This window comes from Bacillus sp. J14TS2 (assembly GCF_018333015.1).
Classification (GTDB): Bacteria; Bacillota; Bacilli; order Bacillales; family Bacillaceae_C; genus Lederbergia.
The window spans coordinates 234,137-251,133 of record NZ_BORE01000010.1 but is presented as its reverse complement, the minus strand read 5'-3'; the positions used below and the strand labels follow the sequence as shown (position 1 = coordinate 251,133).

Sequence of the window (16,997 nt, the reverse complement as noted above, 5' to 3'; positions counted from 1 at the left end):
AATTTACAGAGTGGACAAACCTTTTTGGAAACGAAAAAATGACGGCAGCATTACTTGATCGTCTTACCCATCGCTCACACATCCATTTGCTTAATGGTGAATCTTTTCGATTCCGACAAAGTATGAAGCAACGAGAATCAGCTGGGGGGTAATCGGCGCGCGATGTGTTTGGGGTTCTTGCCCCTCCGGGGCAAGAACCCCAAACAGCTAATCCCTCCTACTTACAGAGGATATTCTACAAAAAGTGGCTCACTTTTGAAGTGATCGCTCTGGCTCAATTTAATATTGACAAAAACAACAATTTTGCATCCCAGTCAGTAGCGAGAAAATTACAGTTAACACAGTATGGAACAGACTTTCACATGAGATAAGGCATGTTTATCAAATACGCATTGATAAACTTTATTTAAACAACAGAGTGAACTACACTACAACTATATGACAAAATAGAACAGCCAATTGCCCAATATTCATATGGGTTCAAGGCTGTTTTTAGTCATGCGAATTTTCTGTGCGTATTCCAACTTCTTTGAGGGAGCTTGCTCCAAGGGTGTACGCATACAAGCATAAGAATTATGGTCATCTATAATAGAAGAAACTCAAGAACAAAGTATTTAGGTGAATGACGGGATTTAATGGCATTAATTTGAGTCTCAGCTTTCTGTCCATCAATACTAGAATTAATTCGCAGTTGTTGTAAAAATTATCAACTCTGCATTCAGTCTATATACATTTTTTCTTATTTTCCGTCGAACGTTCTTAGCTTACGGTATCCATACGAGTAAGCGTAGTCGATAACCTCTTCCAGGTTAACCTAATATAATTCAATATTTATTATTATCTTCCGATTCAAGTGTTATGAATCTACCGATTTTTAACATTTTTTCAAACCTTTCATTAACTAAGTTATGTTCACTTTTATTAATTAGTTTTTCAAAATTTTGAAGTATACTCTTTTTAATATAATTTGCCTGTAAATTTAAATCATTATGTGCTCCGCCTTTAGGTTCAGGAATAATTTCATCAATTATCCCAAATTCCATTAAATTTTGAGCGGTGATTTTTAATGACTCAGTAACCTGATCTACTTTCGTAGCATCTTTAAATAAAATGGATGCTGCAGCATTTGGTGATGCAACAGCATAAATTGCATGCTCCAACATAAGTAATTTATCACCAACACCTAAGGCAAGGGCTCCACCACTTCCACCTTCACCAATTACTATACACATTATTGGTACTTTTAACTTCGACATCTCTAAAAGATTTTTAGCAATTGCTTCTGATTGGCCTCTTTCCTCAGCGGCAATTCCGGGATAAGCACCAGGAGTATCAATAAAGGTTATTACGGGCCGTTTAAATTTTTCAGCTTGTTTCATTAATCTTAATGCTTTTCGGTATCCTTCAGGATGCGCCATGCCAAAGTTACGCTTAATATGTTCTTTTGTATTTTTTCCTTTTTGATGTCCAATTACAGTAACGGACATCCCGTTGATTCGTGCAATTCCGCCAATGATTGCGTAATCATCACCATATAATCTATCTCCATGTAATTCAATGAACTTATCAAAAATGATTTTGATATAATCTAATGTGGATGGTCTGCTTTGATGTCTTGCTAATTGTAATTTATCTATAGCAGTTAAGTTTTTATACAACTCCTCTTGTATTACTTGAAAGCGATTTTCTAAATCATTGATTTCTTCACTTAGATCAATATTTTGTTCATGAGAGAATTTTCTAATCCAATCAATTTTTTGTTTTAATTCTTTTAATGAAAGCTCATAGTGCATACCCTTAACCATTATCCATCACCTCTATTAGTTGGAAAAACGTTTTGGTGGTAAAAATAATCATTCGATGTCATTCCACTTTGAATTTATATGTAAATCTATAATATCTATTATTTTTTCTTTTAGCCCTTTTCTGTGAATGATTCCATCAATTTGACCATGCTCCAAATAAAATTCAGCTGTTTGAAAATCTGATGGTAATTTTTGTTGTATTACTTGTTCACTAACTCTGCGGCCAGCAAATCCAAAAACAGCGTGGGGTTCTGCAAAAATATAGTCACCTAACATTGCGAAACTAGCTGAAACACCACCAAATGTTTGATCCGTAATGATGGATATGTATAATCCACCTGAATCATTAAATTCACCAATTGCTGCACTAGTTTTGGCCATCTGCATTAAACTAAAAATACTTTCCTGCATCCGAGCTCCGCCGGAAGTTGAGAAAATAATTAATGGAACTTCCAATTCCTTAGCCCGTTTGATAGCCCTTACAATTCTTTCGCCTACAACTGATCCCATTGTACCAGCGAAAAATTCAAAACCCATCACTGCAACAACGACAGGGAATCCTCCTATTTTGCCTTCGCCAGTAATTATTGCATCGTTTAATCCAGATTTTAGCTTTGCTGATTCAAGTTTTTCTTTATAACCAGGAAAATCTAGAGGGTCTGCAGAGAATATACCACTATCAAATTCCTTTATAATCCCATCGTCTAAAAAGGACTTTATTCTTTCTCTTACATTTAACCTAAAGTGGTAATCGCATGAAGTGCAGACATTTAAATTATTACGAACTTCCTTTTTTAAAATTGCAGTTTTACATTTTGGGCATTCTACCATGGTAGATTTATCAAAATTTGTTGACGCTTTTGTATAGTTATTTATACTAGCAAACTTTTTTTTCTTAAACATTATGCACCTCACGTTACGTAGTTTCAATCCTAGACTTTTAATAATATAAAGCTCAATTAAAACTTAAAACTAATTTTAACAAAGAAGGGAGTATATTATTTTCTATTTTACTTACCAAATGCTTAAGTTTCAAGATAACATTCGCTATCACTAAGGAATAAGTCAATATTTTCACTAGTGTTGTATTAAATTAGGCCTCCCTATTTTTCAACTTATCTATTTATTGAACTGGAAAGTATTCAGGCTGATGAGTCTTATTTAGGTTATACTATGAATGCAATATACTTGATTATGTGTATCTAATTTTTTCAGTATTTCTATCGTAATTTCTAAAACAGCTAATCCTGTGTATCGGAATTTGAGAGGGAACTTAAGCCGGATCGTTGCTTGTACAGAATTTGTATAGAATTTGTGTAGAATTGAGTGGATAGCTAATATTTATTGTCATGTATACTTGAATGAATAGCATGTTAGGAAAAATAGGCAGGAGATAATCAGGGGGAGATTAGATGCTACATATTTCTATCATTGACGATGAATATTTGGCATTACAATATTTAGATTTACTGTTGGGTAAAATAGATGGGGTGCATGTTACAGGCAAATATTTGAATGCTACTGACTTAATCGACCATGTTCAAGCTCAAAATGTAGATGCCGTATTTATAGATATCCATATGCCTGTTGTAAAAGGCACTGATTTGGCCGAACAGTTATTAAACATAAATCCCTCCATACATATTGTTTTTGTTACGGCGTATGATGAATATGCGGTCAAAGCTTTTGAATTAAATGCAGTAGACTATATCTTGAAGCCTGTAAAACAGGAGCGTTTAGCGGTAGCCGTACAGCGAATAATGGAAAGAAAGACTATAGAAAGGGAGATTGCATCCCGTAAATCAATATCTGTCATTAAGGATTTAGGCATGTTGCAAATATATCAGGATAATAAACGGGTAGATGTGAAATGGCGGACCTCTAAAGCTAAAGAGCTATTTGCTTATTTTATCCATAATCGTGAACATACGATCCAAAAAAGGGCATTAATCCACTTGCTATGGGATAACCTGCCATGGGAAAAAGCAAATGCTCAATTGTATACAGCAGTATATCAAATTAGAAAAGTTATTCAACAGACAGGTACATCGATAAAAATAGTTAGCCAGGGAGAGTTTTACAATATTGATATTGATGATAGTATACAGATTCAATCTCATGAATTTAAGCTTGCGGCACAGCGCTTATTAAAAGAAGGCGATGTACATAAGGAACAATATTTTATGTTACTAGAAGTGTATCAAGGTGACTATTTAGCAGGTCTGGACTATCCATGGGCTCTTAAAGAGAGAAAAATATTAAGAGAGCTATGGCTTGCGCTCATTAACAGATTGTCGGAGTATTTATATCTCTATGAGAAATCATCGTCCTATTATGTTTCGAAATTGAAAGATCTAACAGCTTTTGATACAGAAGCAGCTGGTATTATAAAAGAAAAATGTGGGATTTAAGCATGTCCTCGGAAGAAGAGTTGATATAAGTGAAACGAGATTATATCCGGACGGGGATTTTTGTGATTCTCTTTATTATCAGTTTGTCCGCTCTTCGGTTGATTTGGGTAGGGGTATTCCAAGACAATATAACTCCTAATATTGAAGATGGAGAGCTTGATTTAAGTACATGGGAAATTGAAGATAGTAGAACGTTGCAGTTGGATGGAAAGTGGGATTTTTACCCCTCGCAGTTTATTATGCAGGAGAAGGCAATGCCTGCCGAGGCACCGGAAACGATTCAAGTACCCCACGGCTGGAAGAAAAATCTGGGCTCCCCTTTTGGTTATGGAACTTACCGGCTACAAATGAAGATGCGTCCTGGTGATGACCGGAATTTCAAATTATATATACCAAACATTCGCACATCATCAGAAATCTATGTGAATGGACGTGAAGTTGCGAAAACTGGCCAGCCAGCAGAAACAGATGCTGCCTATGCTGCAGATATTATGCCTAAGACTGCGACCTTTTCAGCAGATGAAGAAGGAAATATTGATATTATCATTGAGGCTGCAAATTTTAAAGACAGTAGAGACGGCGGTATTTACCTCTCGCTGCGGTTCGGTACAGAAGAAACAATTACGAAAGAAGTGCAGCTTACGAACTATTCTCAGGTTGCAATTGCAGCTCTTTTGTTTATTCATATTGTATATGCATTGATCATTTATTTTATTGGAGGACGGGATAAAAAGGTTCTTTTCTTTGCTTTATTGATCTTTAGTTTGTTTTCGGGATTTTTATTCTATACCGGCGAGAAATTACTGCAACAATTCTTTAATATAAGCTATGATTTGGAATATTGGTTGATACATACGGTATATTTAATTAATTTTTATGCATATGTTCAATGTACAGATCATCAAAAGCTGCCTTATTGGAAAAAGTTTTTTCCATTATTTAAATGGGGGATGGCTGCATTAGCTGTTGTGACTATATTTATGCCTATGTCACAAATTTTAGCGATTCGGCCTATTTATGCTGCCTTTGCTTTTATTACGGTAGTTGTTACCAGTGCTTCGATTGTTTTAATGTATAGGGACAATCCAAAAGCTGCGTATCTTTTGCTGTGCGGTTTTATTGCTATCGCCAACCATGGGATATGGAATTTTATCTGGACGGGACGAAGTATTTATCTGACTTTTTACCCGTTTGATATGCTAATTGCTTTAACTTGTTATACCATTGTCTGGTTCCAGAGATATTTTCAAAAGCATAAGAAAACAGAGGAATTAGCGGAAAAATTGAAAAGAGTAAATGAAAAAAAGGATCAATTTTTGGCGAATACCTCCCATGAATTTCGTAATCCCTTAAATAGCATGTTATTGCTTTCTGAAGCAATCCGGGATAGGGAAGAAGCAACCTTGTCAAAGCGGAGTTTGAATGAATTAAACACCGTCTTGAATGTAGGAGAGCAAATGAAGCTTCTGTTGACAGACTTATTAGAGGCAAGAAACTTACAGATTAATAAACCAAGGTTAAATAAACAGAATATTGTACTAGAACCAATTGTCACAGGGATTATAGAAATATTGCGTTTTTCATCTGATGTGAAGAAGCTCTCAATCGTCAATATGATTTCCATGGATTTCCCTCCTGTACATGCAGATGAAAACCGTGTTAAGCAAATTTTGTTTAATCTAATAGGTAATGCCATTAAGTATACCAATCATGGAGAGATTACCATTTCCGCTTCTGTAAGAGAAAATAATGCAGAAATCCAGGTGACAGATACAGGAATTGGAATTAGCGAGGACGTGCAAAAGAGGATATTTCAGCCTTATGAGCAGGGACATCCAGCAAATAAATTGTCTGAAGGCGGTTTTGGGTTAGGATTAAGTATTACCAGACAGTTAGTAGAGCTTCATGGTGGTATCATTCGAGTTTCTTCTAAAAAAGGGGAAAAAACAACATTTGCGTTCACATTAGCATTGGCATCACAAAAAGCGTTTTCTCCTGAAGAGAATATAGAAAGGACGGTCAAGAAAGAAAAAAGAGAACAAACCGAGCTGCCTTCTTGGAAAAATGGACAAGCACCGTCAGTCTTAATAGTAGATGATAATCCTGCTAGCTTACTAGCTTTAAAGGCTGTCCTTCCAGAGGATGCGTATAATACAGTGTTGGTTTCCTGTGCTAAAAAGGCCGTAGAGGAACTAAAGAAGCGAAAATGGGATATTGTTATTTCTGATATTATGATGCCGGAAATATCAGGATATGAGCTGACCAGAATCATTCGGGAACATTTTTCTTTGACAGAGCTACCTGTGCTACTGCTTACCGGTGGAAGTACGGATATACAAGCGGCTTTTTTAGCCGGAGCAAATGACTATATTGCAAAGCCCGTTGAGGCAATTGAACTGAAAGCACGTATGGATTCACTAATCACAATGAAACGTGTCGCCGATCAGCAATTACAATTGGAAACATCTTGGCTGCAGGCTCAGATACAACCGCATTTCTTATTTAATACATTGAACTCCATCATGGCGTTAAGCGAATGGGATGTAGAAGAAATGAGAAAGCTTTTGAATGAGTTCAGTAATTTGTTGAGAAGTAAATTTCAATTTCAGCATATGAAAGATCTGCTCCCTTTGGAGGAAGAATTAAAAATTGTCCGTTCCTACCTGTATATTGAACAAGTTCGTTTTGGATCAGCTTTGCAGGTGAATTGGGATTTGAAGGATATCAAAGGGGTGTATGTGCCATTTTTATCCATCCAGCCATTGGTGGAAAATGCGGTACTGCATGGTATCAGGAACAGACAGGAACAAGGAACGGTTTCGATTAGGTGCACAATAGACTTTTCACATTCCAAAGCAATAATTACAGTGGAGGATGATGGAGCGGGAATAGATGAAGCAGAAATTCCAAACATTTTAAAAGGAGAATCTGAGAGCAAATCAGGTGTTGGCATTTTTAATCTGAATAAAAGATTGCATCAGCATTTTGGAAGAGGATTAAAGATTGTCAGTTCACCTGATCAGGGGACGAAAGTATTTTTTGAGACTGATTTGAATGAAATTGAATAATGACTGTATCAAATGAAACTTCATTTTGTAAAGAGGAAACGACTCTTTATAAAATGAAGTTTTTTATTGCTATTAAAATACAGCTATCGGCGTGTATAGATTATTTGGATGTATAGAATTTGTATATATATGTACAGTTCACCGCTATATATCTCGTAAGTTACTATAAGTATGACTACAACATTTCATGCCTAATAATACTTGGTTACAAATCGGTATGACCTACTGCCTAGACAGTAGGTTTGTAGTCCCGAGGGACTTTAAAATATCTTCTAAGCTGAATAAATATGATGTGCAGAACGTTTAACCTGGTAGGAAATCTATTCAACATTTGGGCAACGTTCTTTTCTGCTGTATTCTGCCGAACAGAAAATATTTTAAAGCCACAAATTGGGTTGATATAGGAGGTGTCTAACCGGTTTTTTATTTTTCGGCAGTTATTTACATAAACAAAAGGGAGGAAAGAACTAATTGAAAATACGAGCAAAAAGAGTAAGCATATTTATGATTTTTCTTCTTGTGATGCAATCTATTGTAGCGGGCTTTGTTCCTTTACAAACAACGTACGCGGAAGAAAACACAAATCATACGTTCTTTGACTTTGATGGCATTACAGAGAGCTCTCTTTCCCAGGAAGATAGTGATGGATTTCTAAATATAGACTGGTCACTGGCAAACTATAATTTAGAAGAAGTGGATCAAACTATAGATTTCCAATCCCCTGTTGCATTAGTTGAGCAGAAGGGAACATTATCTTTGGAAGAAGGCGCAGTAGATATTGCTTCCTTTGAAACAACAGAAAATGTGATTCGTGTCACGTTCAATGAAGCGGCACTGGAACATCCCGAAGCTAAAGGTACATTAAAGCTGCAAGTGCCTTTGCAAGAAGAAGTTGTTGAGGGAGAAGCAGACGAAGAATCCATTGAGAAGAGTAATCCAGCTGAAGAAGGAACCGAAGAAGCTGCGGAGGAAGAGGTAGCTGAAGAAAAGGGAACTGAAGAAGCAGTAGAGAAAGAAGCAACTGAAGAAGAGGGGAACGAGGAAGCTGTAGAGGAAGAGCAAGCTGAAGAAAAGGGAACTGAAGAAACAGTAGAGAAAGAAGCAGCTGAAGAAAAAGGAACCGAGGAAGAAGGGACCAAAGAAGCTGTAGAAGATGAAGGGACGGAAAAGAAAGACACCGAAACTTCTGCTGCATCTGATGTTGGCCCACAGGTTGAGTTGGGAAATATCTTTACCTTTGAAAGTTTGAAAATTGATGATCAAGTAATTGAAGATGGTGACATTATTTCAATTACTGAAGGCACGATTGCAAGCCTTAGGTTTAGCTGGCATACGCAAGGGATGAATGCGAAAGCTGGTGATACAGCAGAAATTGGTCTTTCTGATGCCTTTAAGACGGTTACTACACCAGTTCAAGATCTCATCGTTGAAGGTACAAAGGTAGGAACCTACCATGTTGAGGAAGGCGTGTTAAAATTTGTATTTACTGAAGGTATTGAGACTTCAGATGTTCAAAACGGATTTGTTAATCTTGGCTTAGAGTTCAATATCGAGAAATTCAGGGAAAATATTGAACAAGAGATTCCATTCAATGATGGTCATGAAAATAACATAACTGTCATTGCACGGCCCAATATCGAGCATAGCGGTATTGAAAAAGAAGGACATCCCGATACAAAGCATGATGCGAGAGAAATTACATGGACAATTGATGTGATCAATACCAATGATGAAGAGATATCTGAAGCAGCATTAGCGGATAACATTCCTCATGGATTAGGTGAAGCTAGAGATTTTGTCATCCATAAGCTAAACATTGGATTTGATGGAGATATAAGTAAAGGTGATGATGTAACATCAACTCTTAATCCGTCAAAATTTCCAATTGCTCTAGGCACAATCGCACCTTTTAATGGTTATCGTGTCCAATATACGACAACCATTGAAAATTATGCAGCAGAATCATTTACTAATGATGCAACTTTTAAATATGGTGAAGAAAGTTTACCTGCTGAAGCAACCGTTGGAGGATTGACAAGAAGTAATCCGATTGAAAAGGATGGTTGGCAGGTTGGTAATACAGACAAAATCCAATGGCAAATTGATGTTAATAAAAATGGAAGTTTAATTAGTAATGCTATTATAGAAGATAGCCTGCCTGCCGGTTTAAGCGTAGACCCAGCTAGTATCGAAGTGGTTAGAATCACACAAAATGGGGGCAATTGGGTAGAGGGAGATGTTCACGAAGGCTTGTATACGGAATTCCCGATAAACCTAGGGGCATTAGGGCAAGATGACGCCTATCGTATTAAATTTAAAACAGATGTTGATTGGTCTGAAGTCAACAATAGCGATTATCAAAAAGAAAATGGTTTCAACAATAAAGCAACTCTCTATGATGGTGAAGATGAGTTAAATAATGATGATGCAACAGTTAACATTGTTAGGGATCCCGTCCTTCGTAAAGAAGGAGTATCCAATGTGGATTATGAAAACAAGACGGTTAGCTGGACGATTCACGTCAATGAAGCAGGACATCCAATTGGAAATATAGTGCTAACAGATTTAATTCCAGAAGGGTTAGCGATTTCTGAAAGTGATATTAAAATCACGGATGAAGAAGGAAACACTTATACTCCTGTTAAAATCGACCTTGATCCTGATGCTGAAGGTGGAACAGCAGTTGTTATTAACTTAGGGGATGTAGGTACACATAAGCTTAAAATAGAATATACAACTGAAATTACTGATTTCACTAAAAATAATTTTAATAATGGTGTTGGCATGACAGGTGACGGTGTTGGAGAAGCTGGAGAAAATAGTAACGCAGAAATCAAGCCAGCAGCTAACACCTATGGTAAGAGTTTTCGGGGAATAGACTATAATGCAAAAACGATTAATTGGCAATTAAATGTGAATCCAAGAAGAGAAGCTGTCGATTCATTAGTAATAGAAGATACATTCCCGAATAAAGGGATGATTTTATTGCCGGATTCGGTAAAAGTAAATCATGCTGGAGATGAGCTTGTAGAAGGTGCAGATTACACGCTTGCACCAAGAACTGAAGATGGTGAAACAGGCTACCATAAAGGATTTACTATTACTCTTTTAGATAATGCATTGCCATTAGATGGCGGCCAGTTGGTTGTTAATTATACAACCTCTTATGATCCTCAGCATGAAGTTGGTGGTCATACACTGGATTCACATGTGCGTGATGGAGAGCAAGATAAGGTATACCGTAATCGTGCTCATTTTGAGGGAGAAACAGTAAATGGGAATCCAATTGATGAAACTCGAAATGCTGATACTACAGTAAGAGAAGATTCCTGGAACAGCGGTAAAAAGGAAGGTCAATTAATACATGTTGATGGTGAAGGTAATCAAGGAAATGGCTGGGTAAGCGGCAGCGAAAGAAAGATCGCCTGGCAGCTGTACACGAACTATCAAGAACAAAATCTTGGAACAGGTGTTACGATAACAGATACATTAGCTTATGCTGGAAATATTGATGAAGGTAGTATCAAAGTATCGGTTTATAACGTAAAGCCTGATGGTACAACTGAGATTACTGGCCCGGTATTGAATCCAGACAATTATTCAGTAGACGTTGATGGTGATGAATTTACTATTACCTTTAACAATGAGGTAACAGAAAGATACGTGATTGAATTCACCACATCTGTCCCAGACATCTCAAAACAAAGTTATACTAACAATGCAATAGTTAAAGTTGGAGATGTGGAATATCCTTATAGTGCTACCCTTAACTATGGTCAGTCCAATGACTTCTTAAAGAAGGGGGCAATTGGGCTAGACGGTAATCGCGTTTTCACTGGAGATGAAGTTGAGTGGAAAGCTGCAATCAACGAAAGTCTATCCATTATTCAAAATGCTGTGATTACAGATACCATTAGTGCGGGACATATTTATAAGGAAGGTAGTCTTGAAGTCTTTAGATCACAAGATCAAGAAAATGCCTTAAAAGAGGGAACCGATTATAAACTTGAGGTTGTAGCAGTCACGGATGAGAATGATGAACCTACTGGTGAAACAAAGCTAGTAATCGATATTGATGAAACTTTAAAAGACACCTTAGTCCTACAGTATACTACAGTTGTTACCGAAACAGATGGTGATATTGGTAACAGAATCTCATTAGATGGAACTGCTATTGATCAACAAGCTGTAGAGTCTAGTAAATTAAATGCTAGGCAATTCTCTGACGCAGGCGGCGAATGGGCACCGAACAGAGGGGCTTTAAAAGTTGCAAAAGTCGATGAGGAAGAAGAGAAAGTTATTGCAAATAACGAAACAACCTTTACACTATGGTACGATTTAAATGGCGAAAGAGTTCAATATACACAAGAAGAGGCATTTACTACAGTAGATGGTGCTCTTGAAATTGGAAACTTACCACTTAGAACGTATTATCTGGTAGAGGAAGAAGCACCAACAGGATATGTTCTTTCAGAAGAAGAAATAGAAATTGTTGTTGATAAAGCATATGGTAACAACGAAGAAAATATTGTATCAACTACTTTTGAAAATACGAAAGAAAAAATCGATATAACAGGGACAAAAGTATGGGAAGGCGGACCAAAACCAACCATTGAATTGCAGCTGCACAGAGATGGCGAACCGTATGGTGACCCAGTAGAGCTGAAAGATGGTGAAACAGAATATACATGGTCTGACTTAGACAAAACAGATATCGATGGCAATGAGTATGAATACACTGTCGATGAAGTGGAAGTACCTGATAATTATGAGAAGACAATATCGGAAGACGGTCTAACGATTACCAATACTTTTGCAGCGGGAGAAACAAGTATTAATGTAGCAAAGGTTTGGAAGGATGCAGAAAACCAGGACGGTATCCGCCCAGAGGCGATCACTGTTATCTTGTTAGAAAACGGGGAAGAAACAGAGCAGTCGTTAGTACTAAATGAAAGTAATAACTGGGAAGGCACGTTTACAGAATTACCGGTAATCGATCAGACAGGTAAAGCTATTGCCTATACAGTTAAAGAAGTAGCTGTTGATGGATATGAAACTGAAACGGCAGGCAGCTCTGAAGATGGTTATGTGATTACCAATACGCATGCCCCGGAATTAATTGATTTAGAAGGAACAAAAACATGGGATGATACCGATAATCAAGATGGTAAACGTCCAGAGTCGATTACTATTCGTTTATTAGCGAATGGTGAGGAAGCAGCTTCCGTTGATGTAACTGAAGAAACGGAATGGAGCTTCGCCTTTACGGATCTTCCGAAATTCGAGAATGGAGAAGAAATTAATTACACCATTCAGGAAGATAACGTAGAAGACTACTCTGCTGAAATCAATGGCGTAGATATTACTAACAGCTACACACCAGAACAAACCAGTATCAATGTAGTCAAGGCATGGGAAGATGCCAATGATCAAGATGGTGTCCGTCCAGACGCGATTACAGTGAAATTACTGGCTGATGGTAAAGAAACAGGTCAGGAATTAATACTAAATGAGGCGAATAACTGGCAAGGAGACTTTACAGAATTAGCTGTCTATTCGGATGGAGAAGAAATTCAATACAGCATTGAAGAAGTAGCTGTAGCAGGATATGAAACCGAAATAGCAGGAACTCCTGCAGATGGCTATGTCATCACCAATACGCATGAACCTGCGCTAATTGATTTAGAAGGAACAAAAACCTGGGATGACGGCGATAATCAAGACGGTAAACGCCCAGAGTCCATTACTGTTCGTTTATTAGCAAATAGTAATGAAGTGGAAGCTGTTGAAGTTTCTGAGGAATCTGATTGGAGCTACTCATTTACTAATCTACCAAAGTTCGAGAATGGGGAAGAAATACATTACACCATTCAAGAAGATAATGTAGAAGACTATTCTGCTGAAATCAGTGGCTTAGATATTACTAACAGCTACACACCAGAACAAACCAGTATCAATGTTATCAAGGTATGGGAAGATGCGAACAACCAGGATGGTGCACGCCCAGACGCGATTACAGTGAAATTACTGGCTGATGATGAAGAAACAGGTCGGGAATTAACTTTAAATGAAGCAAATAACTGGCAGGGAGATTTTATTGAATTAGCTGTCTATTCGGATGGAGAAGAAATTCAATACAGCATTGAAGAAGTAGCTGTAGAAGGGTACGAAACCGAAACAGCAGGAAATCCTGCAGACGGCTACGTGATTACCAACAGCTATGAGCCAGAGCTAATTGATTTAGAAGGAACGAAAACCTGGGATGACGGCGATAATCAAGACGGCAAACGCCCAGAGTCCATTACTGTTCGTTTATTAGCAAATGGTAATGAAGTGGAAGCTGTTGAAGTTTCTGAGGAATCTGATTGGAGCTACTCATTTACTAATCTACCAAAATTCGAGAATGGGGAAGAAATTAATTACACTATTCAAGAAGATAACGTAGAGGGCTACTCTACTAAGATTAAGGACCTAGATATTACTAACAGCTATACACCAGAACAAATTAGTATTAATGTTTCTAAAGCATGGGAAGATGCTGATGACCAAGATGGGGTTCGTCCAGACGCAATTACAGTGAAATTACTTGCAGATGGAGAAGAAATTGATTCTGTAGAATTAAATGAATCCAACAATTGGCAAGCAGACTTTACTGAGCTAGATAAATTTAAAAACAGTGAATTAATCGATTATACGGTGGAAGAAGTAGCCGTTGATGGTTATGAAACCGAAACAGCAGGAAATCCTGCGGACGGCTACGTGATTACCAACAGCTATGAGCCAGAGCTAATTGATTTAGAAGGAACGAAAACATGGGAAGATGCCGATAATCAAGATGGCAAACGTCCAGAGTCGATCACTGTTCGTCTATTAGCAAATGGTGAGGAAGTAGCTTCCGTAGAAATAACCGAAGAATCGGATTGGAACTACGCTTTTACAGAATTACCAAAATTCGAGAATGGGGAAGAAGTACATTACACCATTCAAGAAGATAATGTAGAAGATTATTCTACTGAAATTCATGGTCTGGATATTACCAACAGCTATACACCAAAACAAACGAGTATCAATATAGTCAAGGTATGGAAAGATGCGAATAACCAGGACGGTACACGCCCAGACGCGATTACAGTAAAATTATTTGCAGATGGTAAAGAAACAGGTCAGGAATTAACTTTAAATGAAGCAAATAACTGGCAGGGAGACTTTACCGAATTAGATGTTTATACAGATGGAGAAGAAATTCAATACAGCGTTGAAGAAGTAGCTGTAGAAGGGTATGAAACCGAAACAGCAGGAAACCCTGCAGACGGATATGTCATTACCAATAGCTATGAGCCGGAGCTAATTAATTTAGAAGGAACGAAATCATGGGATGATGCCAAGAACCAAGATGGCAAACGCCCAGAATCCATTACTGTTCGTTTATTAGCAAATGGTAATGAAGTGGAAGCCGTTGAAGTTTCTGAGGAATCTGATTGGAGCTACTCATTTACTGATCTGCCAAAATTCGAGAATGGCGAAGAAATTAACTACACCATTCAAGAAGATAATGTAGAAGATTATTCTACTGAAATTCATGGTCTGGATATTACCAACAGCTATACACCAGAACAAACAAGTATTAATGTAGTCAAAGCATGGGAAGATGCGAATAATCAGGATGGTGCCCGTCCAGATGCGATTACAGTGAAATTATTTGCAGATGGTAAAGAAACAGGTCAGGAATTAACTTTAAATGAAGCAAATAACTGGCAGGGAGACTTTACCGAATTAGATGTTTATGCAGATGGAGAAGAAATTCAATACAGTATTGAAGAAGCAGCTGTAGAAGGGTATGAAACCGAAACAGCAGGAAACCCTGCGGACGGATATGTCATTACCAATAGCTATGAGCCGGAGCTAATTAATTTAGAAGGAACGAAAACATGGGATGACGCCAAGAATCAAGACGGCAAACGTCCAGAATCAATCACTGTTCGTTTATTTGCAAATGCTAACGAAGTAGATGTTGTTAAAGTTTCCAAGGAATCTGACTGGAGCTACTCATTTACTGATCTGCCAAAATTCGAGAATGGTGAAGAAATACATTACACCATTCAAGAAGATAATGTAGAAGGTTACTCTGCTAAAATTGACGGTCTGGATATTACCAACAGCTATACACCAGATCAAACAAGTATTAATGTTGTAAAAAGCTGGAATGACGCAAATAATCGAGGTGGTAACCGCCCAGATTCCATTACAGTGAAACTATTAGCAAATGGTGAAGCAACAGGTAAGGAAGTTATTCTAAGCAAGGATACTAACTGGCAGGCTGACTTCACTGATTTGGATGTATACGCAGATGGTAACTTAATTAAATATACTGTTGAAGAAGTGGATGTTCCTAATTATGAAAGTAATGTAACAGCTGATGAAGAGAATCCATATAACTTCACAGTGACGAACAATTATGATCCAGCCAAAGTAAGTGTCGGCGATTATGTATGGTTCGATGCCAATAAAGATGGTCTGCAAGACGAAACCGATGTTCCGCTAAAAGGAGTCGTCTTAACGATTGAAGATAAAGAAGGCAACCCAGTAACAGATGTCTACGGAAATCCAGTAGGTCCAACCACAACGGATAAAAATGGCTACTATATTTTTGAGAATCTGCCAATCGACAATACGTACACAGTACGAATTGATCGTGAAGCATCCAAAGAAGCATTGAAAGGATATGTGCCAACCTTGGAAGAAGTAGGCGATGATAATTCCATAGATTCATCTACATGGAAAGCAACCTCTCGTCACTTAACAAAAGACGGTGACCATGATCCAACATTAGACTTTGGTTTTGTAAAAGAGGAGCCGAAAAAAGTAAGTGTCGGTGACTATGTATGGTTCGATGCCAATAAAGATGGTCTGCAAGACGAAACCGATGTTCCGTTAAAAGGAGTCGTCTTAACGATTGAAGATAAAGAAGGCAACCCAGTAACAGATGTCTACGGAAATCCAGTAGGTCCAACCACAACGGATAAAAATGGATACTATATTTTTGAAAATCTGCCAATCGACAATACGTACACAGTACGAATTGATCGTGAAGCATCCAAAGAAGCATTGAAAGGATATGTGCCAACCTTGGAAGAGGGGGGTGATGATAAGTCTATCGATTCATCTACATGGTTTGCAACCTCTCGTCACTTAACAGAAGATGGCGACCATGATCCAACCTTAGACTTTGGTTTTGTAAAAGCAGAATCAGAAGAAGATCCGGGTAAAGACCCAGGAAAAGATCCAGAAGAAGATCCGGGTAAAGACCCAGGAAAAGATCCAGGAGAAGATCCGGGTAAAGATCCAGGAAAAGGTCCAGGAGAAGATCCGGATAAAGATCCAGGAAAAGGTCCAGGAGAAGATCCGGATAAAGATCCAGGAAAAGATTCAGGTAAAGAACCTGGTAAGGAATCGCAAGAAGTCTCAGGTAAAACTGATTCAGGGGATTCTAAAGGAACAGATGGAAATAATGGCGGAACATTGCCAGATACTGCAACATCTTTGTTTAACATACTGCTTATCGGCTTGGGCTTACTGGCAGCCGGTGCAATCTTGTTGATTGTCAGTCGCTTCCGTAAACCTTCGTCTAGCTAGATAAAACAGATTTAATGAGAAAAAGAGTCTTACCACTTATAGTAGGTAGTTCAGTTTTTGTGGAGAAACATTCTAAATAA

6 protein-coding genes are annotated in these 16,997 nt (G+C 37.8%); 4 read left to right on the top strand and 2 right to left on the bottom strand.

The window, feature by feature from the left end:
- On the top strand, window positions 1–152 hold a 152-nt coding region (locus tag KI375_RS16900), incomplete at its 5' end, for an ATP-binding protein (protein ID WP_212974650.1).
- Window positions 153–824: 672 nt separating this feature from the next.
- Here the strand turns inward: KI375_RS16900 and KI375_RS16895 are convergent.
- A complete protein-coding gene (locus KI375_RS16895) occupies window positions 825–1,805 on the bottom strand; it encodes an acetyl-CoA carboxylase carboxyltransferase subunit alpha (RefSeq protein ID WP_212974629.1) in 981 nt (326 codons plus the stop codon).
- 48 nt (window positions 1,806–1,853) lie between these two features.
- Window positions 1,854–2,708, bottom strand: a complete 855-nt coding sequence (accD, locus tag KI375_RS16890; RefSeq protein ID WP_212974628.1) for an acetyl-CoA carboxylase, carboxyltransferase subunit beta — start codon at window positions 2,706–2,708, stop codon at window positions 1,854–1,856.
- Between the two features lie 509 nt (window positions 2,709–3,217).
- Between accD and KI375_RS16885 the strand changes: the two genes are divergently transcribed.
- The 3 genes from KI375_RS16885 (at window position 3,218) to KI375_RS16875 (ending at window position 16,917) form a co-directional block, all read left to right on the top strand.
- Window positions 3,218–4,216, top strand: a complete 999-nt coding sequence (locus KI375_RS16885) for a response regulator (RefSeq protein WP_212974627.1) — start codon at window positions 3,218–3,220, stop codon at window positions 4,214–4,216.
- A gap of 29 nt (window positions 4,217–4,245) precedes the next feature.
- Complete coding sequence (locus tag KI375_RS16880) at window positions 4,246–7,284, top strand: ATP-binding response regulator (protein WP_212974626.1); 3,039 nt, start codon at window positions 4,246–4,248, stop codon at window positions 7,282–7,284.
- 471 nt (window positions 7,285–7,755) lie between these two features.
- Entirely contained in the window at window positions 7,756–16,917 is a 9,162-nt protein-coding gene (locus KI375_RS16875) for a Cna B-type domain-containing protein (RefSeq protein WP_212974625.1), read from the top strand.
- Window positions 16,918–16,997: the final 80 nt, after the last annotated feature.

Bases quoted from the DNA above. Each gene is read 5' to 3' on its own strand.
- KI375_RS16895 (WP_212974629.1), bottom strand. From the start codon at position 1,805: ATGGTTAAGGGTATGCACTATGAGCTTTCATTAAAAGAATTAAAACAA.
- accD (WP_212974628.1), bottom strand. From the start codon at position 2,708: ATGTTTAAGAAAAAAAAGTTTGCTAGTATAAATAACTATACAAAAGCG.
- KI375_RS16885 (WP_212974627.1), top strand. From the start codon at position 3,218: ATGCTACATATTTCTATCATTGACGATGAATATTTGGCATTACAATAT.